The sequence below is a fragment of the Streptomyces sp. NPDC008238 genome (assembly GCF_042956445.1).
GTDB lineage: Bacteria > Actinomycetota > Actinomycetes > Streptomycetales > Streptomycetaceae > Actinacidiphila.
Window position 1 is genome coordinate 34,584 of record NZ_JBIBGK010000023.1, and the last position, 16,741, is coordinate 51,324.

At 73.9% G+C, this 16,741-nt stretch carries 13 protein-coding genes; 8 read left to right on the top strand and 5 right to left on the bottom strand.

Going from position 1 to position 16,741, the window contains the following annotated elements:
* Positions 1–105: 105 nt before the first annotated feature.
* The 6 genes from ACFZAU_RS32445 (at position 106) to ACFZAU_RS32470 (ending at position 5,520) form a co-directional block, all read left to right on the top strand.
* Positions 106–2,004, top strand: coding sequence for an SMI1/KNR4 family protein (locus tag ACFZAU_RS32445; RefSeq protein ID WP_500555131.1), 1,899 nt, complete (start codon positions 106–108; stop codon positions 2,002–2,004).
* A 29-nt stretch (positions 2,005–2,033) separates the two neighbouring features.
* A complete protein-coding gene (locus tag ACFZAU_RS32450) occupies positions 2,034–2,297 on the top strand; it encodes a hypothetical protein (RefSeq protein WP_500555132.1) in 264 nt (87 codons plus the stop codon).
* 170 nt (positions 2,298–2,467) lie between these two features.
* Positions 2,468–2,899 (top strand): hypothetical protein, encoded by a 432-nt coding sequence (locus ACFZAU_RS32455; protein ID WP_500555133.1) that lies wholly within the window; start codon positions 2,468–2,470, stop codon positions 2,897–2,899.
* A gap of 287 nt (positions 2,900–3,186) precedes the next feature.
* A complete protein-coding gene (locus ACFZAU_RS32460) occupies positions 3,187–3,465 on the top strand; it encodes a hypothetical protein (protein ID WP_500555134.1) in 279 nt (92 codons plus the stop codon).
* Positions 3,466–3,541: 76 nt separating this feature from the next.
* Entirely contained in the window at positions 3,542–4,177 is a 636-nt protein-coding gene (locus ACFZAU_RS32465) for a TetR/AcrR family transcriptional regulator (RefSeq protein ID WP_500555135.1), read from the top strand.
* Positions 4,174–5,520 carry an MFS transporter gene (locus ACFZAU_RS32470; RefSeq protein WP_500555136.1) on the top strand — a complete coding sequence of 449 codons (1,347 nt, stop codon included), beginning with the start codon at positions 4,174–4,176 and terminating at the stop codon, positions 5,518–5,520. The genes ACFZAU_RS32465 and ACFZAU_RS32470 overlap by 4 nt, the downstream gene beginning before the upstream one ends.
* Positions 5,521–5,618: 98 nt before the next feature.
* On the opposite strand, the gene ACFZAU_RS32475 is transcribed toward ACFZAU_RS32470, so the two are convergent.
* The 4 genes from ACFZAU_RS32475 to ACFZAU_RS32490 all read right to left on the bottom strand — a co-directional run bounded on the left by ACFZAU_RS32475 (position 5,619) and on the right by ACFZAU_RS32490 (position 13,218).
* Entirely contained in the window at positions 5,619–7,175 is a 1,557-nt protein-coding gene (locus ACFZAU_RS32475) for a family 78 glycoside hydrolase catalytic domain (RefSeq protein ID WP_500555137.1), read from the bottom strand.
* The gene (locus ACFZAU_RS32480) at positions 7,172–8,905 is read right to left on the bottom strand and encodes an alpha-L-rhamnosidase N-terminal domain-containing protein (RefSeq protein ID WP_500555138.1); all 1,734 of its coding nucleotides are present in this window, start codon (positions 8,903–8,905) and stop codon (positions 7,172–7,174) included. Before ACFZAU_RS32480 ends, ACFZAU_RS32475 begins: the two co-directional genes overlap by 4 nt.
* 67 nt (positions 8,906–8,972) lie before the next feature.
* Entirely contained in the window at positions 8,973–11,042 is a 2,070-nt protein-coding gene (locus ACFZAU_RS32485; RefSeq protein ID WP_500555139.1) for a glycosylhydrolase-like jelly roll fold domain-containing protein, read from the bottom strand.
* Positions 11,043–11,151: 109 nt separating this feature from the next.
* Positions 11,152–13,218: a glycoside hydrolase family 127 protein gene (locus tag ACFZAU_RS32490; protein ID WP_500555140.1), complete on the bottom strand. Its 2,067-nt coding sequence runs from the start codon at positions 13,216–13,218 to the stop codon at positions 11,152–11,154.
* A gap of 487 nt (positions 13,219–13,705) precedes the next feature.
* Between ACFZAU_RS32490 and ACFZAU_RS32495 the strand changes: the two genes are divergently transcribed.
* Positions 13,706–14,614 (top strand): aldo/keto reductase, encoded by a 909-nt coding sequence (locus ACFZAU_RS32495; RefSeq protein WP_500555141.1) that lies wholly within the window; start codon positions 13,706–13,708, stop codon positions 14,612–14,614.
* A gap of 62 nt (positions 14,615–14,676) precedes the next feature.
* Here ACFZAU_RS32495 and ACFZAU_RS32500 read toward each other — a convergent pair whose 3' ends face one another.
* A complete protein-coding gene (locus ACFZAU_RS32500) occupies positions 14,677–15,603 on the bottom strand; it encodes a universal stress protein (protein ID WP_500465290.1) in 927 nt (308 codons plus the stop codon).
* Between the two features lie 241 nt (positions 15,604–15,844).
* Between ACFZAU_RS32500 and ACFZAU_RS32505 the strand changes: the two genes are divergently transcribed.
* Positions 15,845–16,402, top strand: coding sequence for a pyridoxamine 5'-phosphate oxidase family protein (locus ACFZAU_RS32505; protein WP_500555142.1), 558 nt, complete (start codon positions 15,845–15,847; stop codon positions 16,400–16,402).
* Positions 16,403–16,741 lie beyond the last annotated feature (339 nt).

The window sequence follows — 16,741 nt, forward strand, 5'->3', positions numbered from 1 at the left end:
CCGCGGCACGTACCGGCGGACGCGGTCCCGTTCGCCCCGGAGGGCCCAGTCCCCCGCGGCCATCGAACCGGGGGCTTTGTCGGTGCCGGATGTCACGATCGACAGGTGACGGACACCGACTTCGACTGGCCATCCTTCCTCGCGCGCTGGAGCGGGGAGTGGGCCGATGCGCAGGATCCCGACGCGTCTCCCTCCGAGGACGAGGCGCGCGCCCTGCGCGAACGCCGGCTGGGCTTCGCCCCCGCGAGCCCGGAACGCATAGCGGAGGCCGAGCGGCGGTTGGGGCGTCGGCTGCCGCCGTCCTACCGGGCGTTCCTGGAGGTGACGGACGGCTGGCGGCACGCGGGCGGATTCGTCTCGCTGCTGGCCGGCACACAGGGTGCCCGCTGGTTCGAGGACGAGGTCGGCTTCGCGGAGCTCTACGAGGACGCCCTGGACGAGGACTCGACGCCCGAGGAGGTGCGGCGTGCCGGAATGTGGGGCCGGGCACTGCAGTTGGACGTGGAGTCCGACATCACCTATGTCCTCATGGACCCGGGCGACGTCGACGAGGACGGGGAGTGGGCCGTCTCCCACTACAAGGGATGGTCCGGTGACCTCCCCGAACGCCACGGGTCGTTCAGGGAGTTCATGGAGGCCATGTACGCCGAGTTCCACCAGTTGTCGGTGCACCGGGGCGAGCGTTCCGGCCGGCGGTTCGTGAACGCCACGACCGAGGCGCTCGACGCGGACATCGAGGCGGCCAGGCGCGATGCGCTGGCCGGACGGTACGCTCGGGCCGAGGCCGTGCTCGCGCGGGCCGAGGAGTTCGGCCGGCCACGGGCGAAGCCGCTGCTCGACCAGATCCGGTGGCTCCTGGGACGCCGTTACCTTGCGGACTTCGCGGGCCTGGCCCTGCACCCGGTGTACGGCGCCGAGTTGCTGCCGCTGCTGGCCATGGAGCACGTCCGCTCCTCGCACGACGAGGCGTCATGGGGTTTCCGGATGCGCGGCGCGACGGACGAGGCCCGCCGAATGGGGGACGCCCTCGTGGAACGGACCCGCGACGGGGCGTTCCAGTACACCGCCGCGGGTGTGTTCGGACGTGCCGTGGACGAGGCTCGCGAGCACGCCCGCTGGGGCCGCACGGACACCGCGTGGCGCGTCCTGGCCCGCGCGCTCCCGCAGTGGGAACCGCTCGGCCCCGACCACCTCGCCCCCGTCGGCCTGCTGGCGGACCCGGTTCTCGCTCCCGTCATCACGGAGGCCCGCGGACGGCTGATCCTGTCGACCCCACGTGCCGGTGAACCCGGCGAGGCGCCGGCGCCGGAAGCCGAAACCGAACCGGACGGCCTGGCCTGGCTCGCCGCCCAGCCGGAGTACGAGCGGGGGTACCGCTTCGTCCTGGTGGAGGGAGTGGCGCCCGCGGAGCTGCCGGCCCGCCTGGGCGACGCGGAGGGCGGCGGGCTCCAGGAACCGGTGATGGTTCAATCGTCGGCCATGTGGCCGCGCCGGTCGGGCTCCTCGCACGAGGACAAGGCACTGGTGGCCGTCGGCAGCGCCGGGGACGGCTGGAGCTTCGCCTTCGACGCACAGCCGGGCGGTTTCGCCGACCAGCGCTTCGTCTCCCCGGTGGCGGCCGCGTCCGGCACGGGGCGCGCGCTCGTCGTCTGGAGCGCCCCCGGTACACGCTTCGACGGGACGCCGGACGTGTTCCACCTGTCCATGGCCGAAGGCGGCGAGGAGCGCTACGCCTTCACGGTACGCAGGACCGAGGTCAGCAGCAGCGGGTACGTCCCGGAGGCATTCGAGCCCGGGCGGCTGTTCACGCCGGAGGACTTCCACCCGGAGGGCGAACTGCGGGCGCTCCGCGCCGTGGCCGAGCAGTTCGGGGTGTCGCTGCCGCGCTTCGCGCTGACCCGTGGACGTCTGCACACCTTCCGTACCCGGTCGTGGACGCGCCCGCCCGCTCCGGGCGAGACGTACCTGGCCGTCTCCGTGACCGCTCACCGGAGCGGGGAATGAGCGACGCGGCGCCACGCGACACCCGTCCGGTGGATTGGTTCGAGGCCGAGGCAGCGGAGGAGCGCCGGGATCGGGATGCGGCCATCGCGTTGGTCGGGGTCCACGCCGAGTGCTGCTCCCCCGATCCGTACAGGCACAACTCCCATCTGTGGCACATGGATCTGCTGCTCCGTGCGGGACGGCTCCCGCAACTCGCGGAGCTCGCCCGCATGGTGACACGCGACGGCGCGTACACGGAATGGGATTCGCTGCCCTCCGAGGAGTACCGCGTCAACGGTCGGTCCACGACCTGACGTGGTGTCCCGACGGCGAGTCGCCGGAGTGGGGAACGAAGCGCGGCCGTGGGGGGCTCGGCCTCGTCGCTCACCGGCCTGTCGCGTCGCGCATGGTCCAGGACGTGATCCGGCGGGCGCGGTACAGCTGTGCGGGCATCGGAAGTGGATCAGGCGCATAGGGTGTCGACATGTCACTGAGCCGCATAGTCCTCTTCTCGGGTCGGTCGATCGAGCTCACCGAGTTGCGCATGGTGTCGACCTACCACGGGTTGTTGGAGGGCTACCCGTGCAAGCGCATCAACGACATGCGGGTCAGTGGTCTGCAGCGGATGGCCGAACGCACTTTTCCTTCGACGCCGGTCCATCTCGTCCCGCCCTCCCGCGAGTACCCGGACCAGACCGCCGGCGCCTTCGGCCCCGTTGAGGTGCTGCCGCCGGTGGCGTGCACGGGGCGCTTCGGCTCGACGGCGGTGGCGCCTGAACTCGACCCGGTGCTGCACCGCTCCGCTCTCACCGTGATCTGGTTCCAGTCCCTCCCGGATGTCCCGTCAGGTGAGGATGCCGGTCCCGCGCTCCGCGGCGTTCACTGGGAGGAACTGGCCCAGGACTACGAGCTCTGATCACGGGCGGATCGGCCGCCCGAGGGACGGGGCAGGTGGGCCGGTCACGTGTGCGGCCTGGAATCCTCGTGCGCATCAGCGAGATGAGCGAGCGCCAGGATGTCTCGAGGGACCGTTGAATCTTCGGTCTGGAAGAGATACCGGCCACCGACCGGGGCGAGGACGGGGCGTTCCATCGTGTCGCCGGTGCCTTCGGCACCACCGTCATCAGCGCTCCCGACGGCGCGCCCCAGGAACTTGTCTGGGCGGCGGAGGAGATCGTCTCCCAATGCGTGCCGGACTGGGCGGTGTCCTCCGTCCTCCTGCAGTGGCTCAGGATCGAAGCCGGCGAGGAACTCCGGCTGGGGGTGGAAAGCTGCCGGCTGGAGCGCGTCTCCGAGGATCAGGTTCGCCTGCACGCCCACTACAAGCAGTGGGAAGACCTGGTCGTCCCCCTTGCGGACGTTCGCCGCATGCTGATCGACATGATGACCTTCCTCCACACGGAGGCCCGTCACCCGCTGCCGAGCTGGCGGATCCGGCGCCTCGGGGAACGGGACTGGACACGGAAGCGCAACCCCCGGTAGCCGGGTGTCCGCCGGTCACGGACGAGAACGCCGCGCACGTAGACAGTGTCTACGGTCGGCTGGTAGACACTCCCCCATGACCGATGGCGGCTCCCTGCGGGAGCGACTTGTCGATGCCGGGGTGGACCTCGTGATGGCCGGGGGCACCGCGTCGGTGGGGCTGCGCGAGATCGCGCGGCGGGCGGGGGTGTCGCACGGCGCGCCGAGGCGCCACTTCCCCACGCACGACTCCCTGTTGTCCGCCATCGCCCGGCGCGGCTTCGAGGACCTGCACGGGCGGTTCGCGACCGCGACCGCCGGGGCGGCCACGCCGCGCGCCGGGCTGGAGGCCGCCGCCCGGGCGTACGTCGGGTACGCGCTGGACCACCGCGGCATGTTCGAGCTGATGTTCCGCCACGACCTGCTCGACGGTGCGCCGCAGGCGGACGGCGGTCCGCGGCTGCGCGAGACGTCGCTGCCGCTCTTCGGGGCCCTCGTCGAGCTCGTCACCCGGTGCCGGGCCGAGCAGGACGCCGCCACGGCCGCCGCCGCGCCGCCCGCCGCCGTGACGGCGGCGGCCCTCTGGTCGAACCTGCACGGCCTCGTCCAGCTGTGGACCTGGGGCAGTCTCCAGGTGGTTCTGGGCGCCGACGACCCGGGCGAGGCGTCGCTGCGCCAGGAGCAACTCCTCACGGCCGTCCTCCACTCCCACCTCGGGCCGGCGCCCGCGTGATCTCCCCCGCACGACAGCGGCTCGCGCTGGCGGCGAGCGTGGCGGGCGCCGCGATGGTCGCCCTGGACGGCGGTGTGCTGCTGGTGGCGCAGCCCAGCCTGCAGCGGGATCTCGGTGCGAGCGTGGCCGAGGTCCAGTGGACCAGCACCGGCTACCTGGTGGCGGTGGCGGCGCTGCTCGTGCTCGCCGGACGGCTCGGGGACCGCTACGGGCACCGGCGTCTGCTCTGCGCGGGGGCGCTCGGCTTCGGGGCGGCGTCGGCCGGGATCGCCGTCGCGGGGAGCGTCGGCTGGGTGATCGCGCTGCGCGTGGCCCAGGGTGTGTTCGGCGCGCTCCTGCAACCCGCGACGCTGGCGCTGCTGAGGCTGGCGTACCCGCCGGACCGGCTGGACGGGCCGATCGCCGTCCGTACGAGCGCGCTCGCGGTGGCCGCCGGGGCCGGCCCGGTGCTCGGCGGGCTCGTGGTGACGCACCTGGGATGGCGCGCCGTGTTCTGGGTCAACGTCCCCGTGGCGCTCGCGATCGCCGCGCTCACGCTCGCCGTCCGCGTGCCGGCGCCGCGGCGGCCGGACGGCGGAGGGCGGGTCGGCGTGGCCGGTGCGGCCCTGCTCGCGACGGCGCTCGCGGCCCTCGTCCACGCGCTGTCGGGCATCCCCGCGCGGGGGTGGACGGGCGGCGGGACGCTGCTCGAACTCCTCGCCGCGGCAGGCGCCCTCGCGCTGCTCGTCGCGTACGAACGGCGTGCGGAGCACCCCAACGTGCCGCGAGCGGTGGCCCGTTCGGTGCCCGTCATTGCGTCCGTCGGCATCCTGCTGGTGACCACCGCGGGCCTGTTCGGCACCCTGTTCCGGGCCACGTTCCAGCTGCAGGACGTACTGCGTCTCGACCCGCTGGCCGCGGGCCTGCGGGTGCTTCCGCTGACGGCGCTCATGGTGCTCGGGGCGCCCGTCGCCGCTGCCGCGCTGCGCCGGTACGGCCCGCGCCGCACCGCGGTGAGCGGCACGCTCCTGGTCGTCCTGGGCATCGCGTCGCTCGCGCGGTCGGGGGCGGGCGGTGCGTGGGTCGCGATGGCCGCCGCGTTCGCCGTGCTCGGCGCGGGCTTCGCGACCGTCATGGTGACGGCCACCGCCTCCGTCGTGGGCGACGCGCCACCCGGTCACGCCGGGGTCGTCGGGGGCCTGAAGCAGACGGCGATGAACGTCGGGCCGGCCCTCGGCATCGCCGTGGCGGCCGGGACGTCGGGCTCCGCCGGGGTGCCGGGCGCCACGGTGTTCCTCCTCGCCGCGCTCGCCGCCCTCGGCCTCCTCCCGGCGTCGCTGCTGCCCCGGCCCACCCGGGCATAGGCCGGGCGCAGGCCGGGCGCAGGCCGGGCCGGACCCCGCCGCCCCGGCCGGCCGCATGGGGAGGAGCGGCCGTCCGGGGCGTGCCGTACCGGCCGGGGTCAGGCGCCGGCGCGGTAGGTCGAGCTGAACGTCCAGTCGCCGGAGCCGACTTCGTAGACCCGCTCCCCCTCACCGGAGCGGACGAGGCGGGCGTCCCTGGGCGCGGCGACGTGACCGGACGTCACCGGCACGTGCACCTCGGCCGTGGTGCCCGCGGGCACGCTGAGCCGCAGCCGGTACGCGTCCCCGTCCAGGCGCCACGCGGTGCTGACCGTGCCGTAGGGCGTGCGGTACGAGCCGGAGGCGGAGGTGAGGCCGGCCACGAGGGCCGGGTCCACGAGGAGTTCGCGGTAGCCGACGGAGCCGGGCGCCTGCTGGATGCCGGCGAGGCGGGCGGTGAACCAGGCGTCGATGGCGCCCAGCATGAAGTGGTTCTGCGACTGGCCGGGGCCGCCGTCCCAGCTCTCGCCGAGCGTGGTGTTGCCGTGCAGCACCTGGTAGCCGTAGCTGGGGCTGGTGGTCTGGGTGGCGATGCGGCCGACGACGTCGTCGTGCCCGGACTCCGACAGCACCCGGAACGCGGCGGGCAGCGAGATCTCTCCCAGGTTGAGGTGGAAGTCCGCCGCCTCGACGCTTGCGACGAAGTGGCCGAGCAGCCGCTCGCGCTGGTCCGCGGGGACGGCTCCCATGTCGAGGGCGAGCGCCTCACCTCCGTGCCCGCCGCCGCCGAAGGTGCCGGTCGCGGGGTCGTAGTACTTGTCCGCGAGGGCCTTGGCGGTGGCGTCGGCCTTGGCCCGGTACTCCGCCGCGGCGTCCTGGTCGCCGAGGAGCGTGGCGATGCGGCTCATGGCGTCGACGACGCGCCAGTAGCCGTAGGTGCCGGCCACCGCGCGGGGGAAGGTGGTGTCCGGGGTGAACCAGTCGCCGAGCCCGTAGTCGAGGATGCCGCCGGAGACCTTCTCCTCCAGGAAGGTGACGTACTTCCGCATCTGCGGGTAGTAGGTGGCGAGGGTCTGCTCGTCGCCGTAGGTGGTGTAGAGCTGCCACGGCACCAGGACGAAGGCGCCGCCCCAGTTGGAGTCGTTGCGGTAACCGCCGGGCAGGGCCGTGTACTCGGGGGTGGTGGAGGTGATCAGGCCCTCGGGGGTCTGGCCGTCGGCCATGTCGCGGACGATCTTGCGGAGCTGGGACTCCATGTCGTAGTTCGCGGCGAGGGTGGGGAAGACGAGCTGGTCCTGCTCCAGCCAGCCGAGCTTCTCGCGGCTCGGGCAGTCGGTGAGGACGCTCATCATGTTGCCCTCGATGGAGCGGCGGATGATGGAGTGGATGCCGTTGACCAGGTCGTTGGAGCTGGTGAAGTCGCCGGCCGAGGTGTTGTCGGTGTGCAGGACCTTGCCGCGGACGGTGACCGTGGCCCCGGCGGGCAGGCCCTTGAGCTCCAGGTAGCGGAAGCCCTGGTAGCCGTACTCGGGGTGCCAGGTCTCGGCGCCCGGGCCCGCGGTGGTGTAGCTGTCCCACAGCGGGCCGCCGACGTTGCTGATGGACTGGAAGGCGTGGCCGTCCTTCAGGCTCTCGGCGGGCACGATGCGGACGGTGGTGCCGGCGGGGGCCTTCACCGTGATCTCGGCCAGCCGGCGATGTTCCTGCCCACGTCGAAGACGCGGCTGCCCTCGGCGCCGGGCACCTCCTTGGCGGTGAGCGTCTCGATCACCCGGATCGGTTCGGTCTCGCGGGCGCTGAGCCGGGCGGGCGCGTCGGCGGTGCCGGGACCGGCGACGGTGACGGCCGGGTCCCAGCCGGCGCGGCTGCCGCGGGACTCGTCCCAGTGCGGGATCGCGCGGCGGGCGTCGTAGTCCTCGCCGCCGTACCAGTTGGAGGAGGTGGTGGGGCCGAGCGTGGTGCGCCAGTCGTCGCCGCTGCTGATGCGGCGGACGGTGCCGTCGGCGAGGGTGACCTCCAGCTGCGCGATCAGCTTGATGTCGCTGATGTTGCTGTAGAGCTTGCGGTAGCGGTCCGCGGTGCTGACGACGTTGGAGATGCCGTTGCCCAGGGAGACGCCGATGGTGTTGCCGCCGGTGCGCAGCAGGTCGGTGACGTCGTAGGTGGTGTACTGGACGCGCTGGGTGAAGGTGGTGTTGGCGGGTTCGAGGACGGCGTCGCCGACCTGCCTGCCGTTGATGGTGGCGTCGTGGATGCCGAGGCCCGAGACGTACAGGCGGGCGCTGCGCACGTGCTCCGGCAGGGCGAAGCCCTTGGTGAACAGCGGCAGTCCGGACGGCAGCCAGGGCTTCGGCGGCTGCTGTCCGGTGACGGCGGCGGCCTGGGTGAAGGGCCCGGTGGGGGTGTCCGCGGTGGCGAGGGTGTAGTCGGTGGGGAAGCCGGGGACGCGGCCGTCGTCGGTGAGGACGTCGGCGCGGGGGTAGAGCGCGACCTCGTCGAAGGTCTTGGCGGACTTGAGGTCGAGGGTGAGCGTGACGGGCTGCTGGGAGACGTCCGGTCCGGTGTGCGCGGCGCTGGAGTAGCCGGCGGCGGTCTGGAGGCCGCTGTTGGGCAGGCCGTCCACGGCGAGGGCCGGCTCCCAGGTCTTGCGGAGGGTGTTGGACTCGGAGGCGGTGACGGCGGCGCCCTTGGCGAGGCCGGTCGTGCCGGAGGCCGTGTCGCGGACGTCGATCTCGCCGAGCTGCAGGCGCCAGGTGCGGCCCGGGAAGTCCTCCTGCAGCGGCAGGCCGAGGCGGGTGACGTCGAGACGGACGTAACGGGCGGTGGTGCGGGGCAACTTGACGACCACGGGGGTGACCTCGCGCTTGCCCAGCTGCCAGTCGGCGTTGGTGATCCAGTCGGCCTGCCAGTCGTCGCTCCTGGTGAGGCCGGTCTCGAAGGACGCGGGCGCGCTCCAGTCGGCGGCGTGACCGGCGCCGCCGTGGCCGGCGCCGTGCGAGCCCGTGGCGGACCAGAGCATCGCGCGCCAGTAGACCCGGGTGCGGGAGCCGAGCTCCTTGCCCGCGTAGACGGTCTGCGGGACGGCGGAGCCGACCTTCCCGGAGTCCCACAGGTCGGGGCGTCCCTGGCGGAGTCTGGTGAGCGAGGTGGCGGCCTGGACCCGGTAGGCGGTCTGGACGAGCCCCCGGGAGCGGCCGGTCAGGGCCCAGCTCAGTTCGGGGGTGGTGTCGTCGATGCCGAGGGCCTGGGTGAGCTTCTGGGTGCGCAGGGTGGTCGCGGTCAGCGACGCGGGGGCGCCGGCCTCCGCGGTGACGGCGGTGGGCAGGATCGTGACGAGCGCGGTGAGTCCGGTGGCGACGGCGAGGGCCGGGCCGCGCCGGGCGGCTCTGCGCGGGGGTCGGGGCATGCGGGTGCTCCTTGACGGTGGTGCGGTGGGCGGTTGCTGCGGGTCAGGCCCTGCCGGCGACGGCACGTCAGATCCGGTGCAGGGTGGCGGTGACCCGGCGGTACGGCCGCAGCGTGACCGGGCCGAGAAGCCCGGACGGCAGCGGCTTGTTGCGCTCGTTCGACAGGGTGTTGGAGACCCGCACCGCGAGGGTGTTGCGGCCCGGGCGCAGCAGGTCCGTCACGTCGGCGGTGTACGGGGTCCACAGCAGCGGGGGCAGTTCGGTGCCGTTGACGGTGACCGAGGCGACCTCCCTGACCTGGCCGAGGTCGAGGCGGAAGCCCCGGCCGTCGAGGGTGCCGGCGTCGAGGACGAGTTCGGTGGTGTAGACGCCGCTGCCGGAGAACAGCGGTTCCACGGCCGTCCAGCTGCCGAGCGGGCCCGTGACGGGGGTGGCTCCGGGGCGCTGCAGGGTGAGCGTCCAGTCGCCGCCCACCGGGACGGGGGTGAGCGGGTCGGTGACGCTCACCGTGCCCCGGTAGGCGCGGCCGCCGTCGGTGCCGGTGAGCACGTGGTCGCCGGGCGCGTCGAGGACGGCGGCGACGCGCAGGGTCTGCCCCGCGGCCGTGACGGAGCCGATGGAGGCGGCGGGCAGGGTGCTGTCGGTGAGGTGCGGCCGGGGTTTCGCGCCGGCGCGGACGACGACGGCGAGGGTCTCGTAGGGGGCGAGGCGCAGCGGCAGCCGGACGCCGCCGTGCTTCTGCTCCCGGTGGACGGGCGCCGGTCGTACGGTGCCGGTGACGGGGTCCCAGAGTTCGGGGACCCCGTCGGCGGGCAGCACGGCGACGGTCTCGACGGGCGCCGCGCTCTCGTTGTTGAGGAGGAAGGCGACGTCCTTGCCGCGGGTGGTGCGCAGCACCCGTACGGCCGGGGCCGGCGGTTCGAGGACGGCCGCGGCGACGCCGGCGTCGCGTGCGGCGTCCCCGAGGCCGGCGGTGCCGGCGACGCGTACGGCGGTTCCCGCGCCGACGCGCCGGCTGCCCGGGACGGCGTCGCCGAAGAGCGCGGACAGCGCCCGCTCCAGGGTGCGGTCGCGCCCGCCGGCGTCCTCCTGGGGGAGGGTGCCGACGGCGACGACGGTGCCGCCCTGCCGGGCGAAGGCTTCGAGGCGGGTGACGGCGGCGGCGTCGAGCGTCGGGATGACGGGGAGGACGGCGAGGTCGTAGCCGGCCTCGCCGACGACGAGGCGCCCGCCGTGGACGCCGGCGTGGGCGAGCAGTTCGGGATCGCCGGACAGGGCGCCCTCGTGGACGAGGTCGAAGTCCACCTCAGCGCTCTCCAGGGCGTACGCGGCGTCGGTGAAGGCGCCGTCGACCTCGCCCTGGCGGGTGGTGCCGCGCCACTGCTCGGCGGCCCGCTGCGGCTGGACCAGGGCGGTACGGGCGCCGGAGGTGCCGCGGGCCACCTCCATGACGCGGCCGATCCAGTCGGCGATCGGCTCCATCGCCCACCACCAGGGCGCGCGCGGGCCGAACGGCGGCGGGAAGAAGACGCGCTGCTCGTCGGTCCACAGCGCGTGCAGCACCGTGAGGTTGACACCGCGGGCGGCGTTCGCGCCGACCAGCGCCCGTACGAAGTCCGGGGCGACCTGCCAGCCCATGTTGCCGAAACACTCCAGCAGCGCCCGGTCGCGGCCCATCTGGTGGGCGACGCTCACCGGGTTGCGGGGGATCATGGTGGGCTGTCCGGCCACGTACTCGGCGGTGATGATGTCGCCGCCGGGGACCTGCGCCCACTGGTGGACCTTGTGCAGGTCGCCGGTGGAGACGATCCGCTTGGACGGCGCGGTCTCGTCGTACAGCGGGTTGGTGATGAGTGCGACGCCGCGCTTCTCGTACCACTGGGACTGCTTGCGGAAGTAGCCCGCGAAGCGGTCCGAGACGGCCTGCCAGTAGCGGCCCCGGGTGATGCGCCCGGTGCGGCCGAGGTCGTCGAAGGCCGTCGCGTAGGCCGTGCCGGGCTCGGCGCCGGTCTTCCGCAGGGCCGCGGCCAGGGTCGGCGACGACGGGAGGCGCTTGAAGTGCGCCTCGGCGGAGGCGAAGAACGGTTCGTCTCGAAGACGCGGGCGGAGTTGGCCAGGACGTCCACCCGCACCCACATGCTGACGGTCAGTTCGGACAGTGCCGACGGCAGGGCCGGGGCCAGCGCGACGTGCCCTCCGCCGCCGTCGAGCGCGACGGCGGGCCGTCCGCCCGGTCCGTCCGCGGTCAGGAGGCGCCCGCGGCGAGCGTCGCGGGGGCGAACGTCCGTGTGGTGTCGGCGGCGGTGGTGCCGGTGCCCTCGTCGAGGGGGTAGCGGGCGACGTCCCGCTCGCGGGCGGCACGGGGGGCGACGGCCCAGTAGACGGTGTAGTTCTCGTGGTGGACCCGGTGGAACGGCTTCAGGGTGACCGCGCCACCGGCCGTCTCGGCGGTGAAGGTGCCGTCACCGCCGCGTACGGGGCGCAGGGACTGCGGGGTGATCTCCGGGACGGTCGTCAGGTGAGTCGCACCGTAGGTGCCGGCGAGCACGAGCGGGCCGTACGACACCGAGCGCACCTGCGGGTTGTCGGGCGCGGGGCGCCACACGGGTTCGCGGGGCAGGGTGAGTTCGACGGTGTCCCCGGCCCGCCAGTGGCGGTCGAGGGTGAGGTGGGTGCCGGGCTCGACACTGCCGGTGTACGGGTGTCCGGCCACGCGGACGCGGGCCCGGGCCCGGCCGTCCGCCAGCCAGCCCGGTATCCGTACCTTGAGCGCGAAGCGGCCGCCGCCCTCGGCGACGGTGATCCGCACGGTGTCCTCGGAGACGGCGTGCTGACGGAACGTCACCCCTTCCTTCGACCCGTGGCGCCGCCAGTCCACCTCGGAGGGGATGAAGAGGTTGACGTAGAGCGCGTCGCCGGACTGGAAGTAGATGGTGTCCGCGAATTTGGTGTGGGTCTCCAGGCCGGTGCCGTGGTCGCAGGAGAAGTTGTCGTAGTCACCGCTGTAGCTGCCGGGCGCCGCGCCCAGGCCGCCCTTGGGCTGCCGGTGCGAACCGGCCCACAGCCCGGTGTAGTACGTGACGAAGCCGTGCTCGGAGTCGGGGTCCTGCTCGCCGAGCATCTGGTTGTACAGGGTCCACTCGTAGTGGTCCAGGTAGGCGGTGCGGGTCGGCTCGTGCAGGAACAACTGCCGGCCGAGCTTGAGCATGTTGTAGCTGTTGCAGTTCTCGCAGGTGTTCTCCGACAGACGGCTGACGATCTCGTCCGGGGGCCCGAAGAACTCCAGGTTGGAGTTGCCGCCGATGGCGTACGTGTGGTGCTCCACGACGGTGCGCCAGAAGGTGCGCGCGATGTCGAGGTAGCGGCGGTCGCCGGTGGCCTCGTAGGAGTACGGCGCCCCGACCACCTTGGCGATCTCGGTGTTGGCGTGCCGGCCCGCGAGTTCGTCCCGTCCGGCGGCGAGCGGCGCGTAGAGCTCCTCGTGGTCGAAGCGGCGGGCGGTGCGCAGGTGCGCGGGGTCTCCGCTGACGAGGTGGAGGCGGGTAAGGACGTCGTTCATGCCGCCGAACTCGACCTTGAGCACGGACTGCATGCGCTCGTACGACAGCGGCGCGGTGCGCGCCTCCGCCCAGCCGGCCATCCCCAGGAGCACGGTCATGGCCTGCTGGTTGCCGCTGAGGGTGTACTGGTCGAGCAGCCCGGCCATGATCTTGTGCAGGGTGTAGTACGGCGCCCATGGCTTGCCGCCCGCCTCCAGGCTGTCGAAGACCGCCTCGGGGAAGGCCGACAGGTACCCCTCGTGGAACCCGGCGGCGGGAGAGGCCGCCTGGCACTCGGCGAGCGCGGCGACCAGGACGCGGCCCTTGTCGGCGTAGGCCTCGTCCGCGGTGTTGGCGTGGGCCTGGGCGAGGGCGGACAGCAGGTGCCCGGTGGTGTGGCCGCGCAGTTGGACGTCGGGCGCCTCCCAGCCTCCGCAGGGCTCGGCGGACGAGGGAAGTCCCACGGGGCGGCGGAAGGTGTGCAGGAGCCGGTCGGCGTCGACGAAGCGCAGGTAGGCGCCGGTGCGCCGCATGTTGTCGCGGAAGGGGCCGTCGAGCAGCCGCACGGCCGACAGCGGCAGCGGGGCGAGCTTCGGACGCACGGCGGGGGACGCACCGCCGTGGACGGCGTCCGCCGGCCCGGGGGCGCTCGGCGCGGCGGCGGCCGGGGCCACCTGCACGGCCTGGCCGGCGGCCGAAAGGGTCGCGACCGTCGCGACGCCGGCGGTCAGCACGTTCCTGCGGGACGGCTGGGAGGGGTGGGGTGCGGACATTCTCGGAACTCCTTCCGGGCACGGAGGAGTACCACCGGCCGGCGGTGGCGCGGCCGTGGAACGCGGTTGCCGGGCAGCCCGATGCCCGGCCACTGGCCTGAGTGCGAATGAATCGTTTTTAGAGCCAGCGGCAACCTAGGGTGGCTTCGCGGAGACCGTCAAGAGCCGCACCCCGATCCGGCACCCATGGCGCCACGCGTCCGACGGACCGTCACAAAAGGTTCCATTCACGGGTGATGGAGAACCCACGGGGCCCCCACGCGCGGGGAAAGACGCTGGCGGCTCCCGGCGTCTTGTCGCGGCAGCGGTGGCCGACGCGTATGTTCCTGCCCGTCACTTACTGAATCGTTCAAGTCCTGAGGTGGAACAGCAAGCGCGGTCACCGTGCCGCACCACGGAGGCCGGAGCGGACGTGGGCACCCGGCCGTCGTCCGGCGGCGCCGGACGGGAGGGGATACTCCGGAACGGCGAAAGGACGCACTCACCCATGACCACTGACAGGCTCTCCGCGGCCGCGGCCGGCACCTGGCTCCTCGGCGACATGACCGTGAACCGGATCGGCTTCGGCGCGATGCGGCTCACCGGCAGCGCGGCCTTCCACCTCGGCACCTCCAGCGACCGGGAGCGCGCCATCGGCGTGCTGCGCCGCGCCGTCGAACTCGGCGTCGACCACATCGACACCGCCGCCTTCTACTTCTCACGGCTGCGGTCGGCCAACGAACTCATTAACTCGGCCCTGGCGCCGTACCCGCGGGACCTGGTCATCGCCACCAAGGTGGGACCCGCACGGGACGCCTCCGGCGAGTGGGCCACCGCCGCCCGCCCCGACCAGCTGCGCGGCCAGGTCGAGGAGAACCTGCGGCAACTCGGCCGCGACCACCTCGACCTGGTCAACCTCCGCTTCATGGGCGGCGCTTCGGTCGCCGAGCACTTCGGCGCCCTGGCCGAGCTGCGCGACGCCGGGCTCGTCCGCCACCTCGGGCTCTCCAACGTCCGCCCGGAACACCTGGCCGAGGCGCGGGCCATCGCCCCCGTGGTGTGCGTCCAGAACCGCTACGGCGTCGACGCGCGCGACAGCGACGACCTGCTGCGGGAGTGCGGCGCCCAGGGCATCGCCTTCGTGCCCTTCTTCGCCATCGCGGGCGGGGGCCGCGAACGCGGGCCCGGCGCCGCCGGCGGCGGCGAGAGCGAGGCCGTCCTCGCCGTCGCGGCCGCCCACGGCGTCTCGCCCGCGCGGGTGCGGCTCGCCTGGACGCTCGCGCAGGGCGACCACGTGCTCGCCATCCCGGGGACGGGGGATCCGGAGCACCTGGTCGACAACCTGGCCGCGGGCACGCTGCGGCTGACGGCGCGGGAGACGGCGCTCATCGACGCGGCCGGCCGCCCCGCCCGCTGAACGGGACGGGCCGGGACGGGGCGGGATAAGACGGGGCGGTGCCGGACCGGGCGTACCGGCGGTCAGTCGTGCGGGACGACCGCCACGGGCGCCTTCGCGTGGTGCAGCACCGCGTGCGTCACCGGGCCGATGTGCAGTCCGGCGGCCGCGTGCCGCACACGGCGGCCGACGACCACCAGGGAGGCGTCGGCCGCCGCCTCGACCAGGTGGTGTGCCGCCCCTCCGGCGAGCGAGTGCTCCACGACCTCGACGGCGGGGTACTTCGCCCGCCACGGCGCCAGCACCTGCGTCAGCGCCTTCGCCTGGGCGTCGGTCAGCTCGTGCTCCAGGTCGAGCGCGATCGCGGCGGGGTTGTAGCCGTAGGAGGCCGGCAGGTTCCAGCCGTGGACGGCGCGCAGGCCCGACCCGCGCTCCACGGCGGCCTCGAAGGCGAAGGCCAGCAGGTCGTCGTGGGGCCGGGCCAGGTCGATGCCGAGCACCACGTCGCGGAAGGGGGTGTACTCCGACACCAGCCCGTCGAGGTCCGGGCGGTGCTCGTCCTCACCCGTCTCGCCGGCCCGTACGAGCACGACGGGCCGCACCGTCCGGGCGACGGTCGCGGAGGCCACCGAGCCGACGAGGAAGCCCGCGAGCGCGCCGAGGCCGCGCGAGCCGAGCACCAGCAGTTCCGACGCGTCTGCCGCCGCCGCGAGGGCCGCCGCGGGCTGCCCGCTCAGCAGGCCGGCGGTGATCTCCAGGTCCGGATGGCGCGCGGCGAGTTCCGCGGCGGCGTCGCGGGGCACCGACTCGGCCCACTGCCGCTGGGCGTCGGGGTCCACCGCGGCCACCGCCCCGGCCAGCGGTGCGTGGACGGAGCCGTACGGCTGGTACTCGTGGACGTGCACGAGCCTCAGCGGCAGTCCGCGGCGCAGCGCCTCGCGGGCGGCCCAGTCCGCCGCGGCCCGGCTCTCGGGCGTTCCGTCGAGACCGGCGGTGACCGTACGGGACATGACGTTCCTCCTGGCGAACGGGGCGAAGGGCGTGGGCTGTTCGCCCCCAGCCTCCCGCCCGCGGCACGCCCCCGGCAGGGGCCCGCCGGGCCCGCCCATGGGCCGATCGGCCCATGGGCGACGGCACGTGCCGTCGGGGACAGTGGGAGCAGGTCACCGCTGCGCCAAGCGTACGGGGGCGGGTCCGGACGGGGCGGTGGGGGGTGACGCAGCCGCGACGTACGGAAGGACGTGACCGGGCATGACGCAGCAGGACGCGGCCGCCGCGGCCGGGGACATCGGGCGCCGGATCGCGAGCCGCCGGGAGGAGACGGGCCCGTCCCCGAAGGAGGCGGCGGAACGCGCCGGCATCGCCCCGGGCCACCTGCCGGACGTCGGACAGGAGCCGACCGCGGCGCCCCGGACGGAACTGGTGGAACTCGGCCCCGAGGAGTGCTGGGCCCTGCTGTCCACCCACGGCGTCGGCAGGATCGGGCTGGACACACCCGACGGGCTCGCCGTCCTGCCGGTCAACTACACGGTCACCGAGGGCGTGATCGCCTTCCGCACCGACCCGGGCGCCACGCCCGCGGCGGCCGCGGACACCCGGTGCGCGTTCGAGGTCGACCACGTGGACGAGGCCCTCAGCCAGGGCTGGAGCGTGCTCGTCCGCGGTCTCGCCACCGCCGTCACCGACCCGCCCGCGGTCCGGAGCCTGGCGGAGCGCGAGTACAGCGGCCCGTGGGCGGGCGGCGACCGCACCCTGTGGATCCGTGTCGTGCCCACCGGCGTCACGGGCCGCCGCATCACGTCCGGGTAGGCCGCTTCGCCCCGGCCCGGAGCGGCGGGACAGGGTGGGGCGCGGAGCGGGGCTGCCGTCAGGCTTCGCGGTCGGCCACGGAGCCGCCGCACGTCCCGCACGAGCGTGTGCACGGCCATGAGGAAGATCCGGATCCCTGCCACGAGCCGGAGGACCGACGCTCCGGAGCGGTACTCACGGACGCCGAGAAGGAGCAGCGTCAGGCCGACGAGGACAGAGGACACCGAAGGCCGACATCAGGGCACTGACGCGGTTGTCGCACGGACATCGTCGACGACACCCGCGGTCACCGGAAGCGATACCGGGAACGTCGCCCTCGGTCTCCCGACCGGGTGAGGG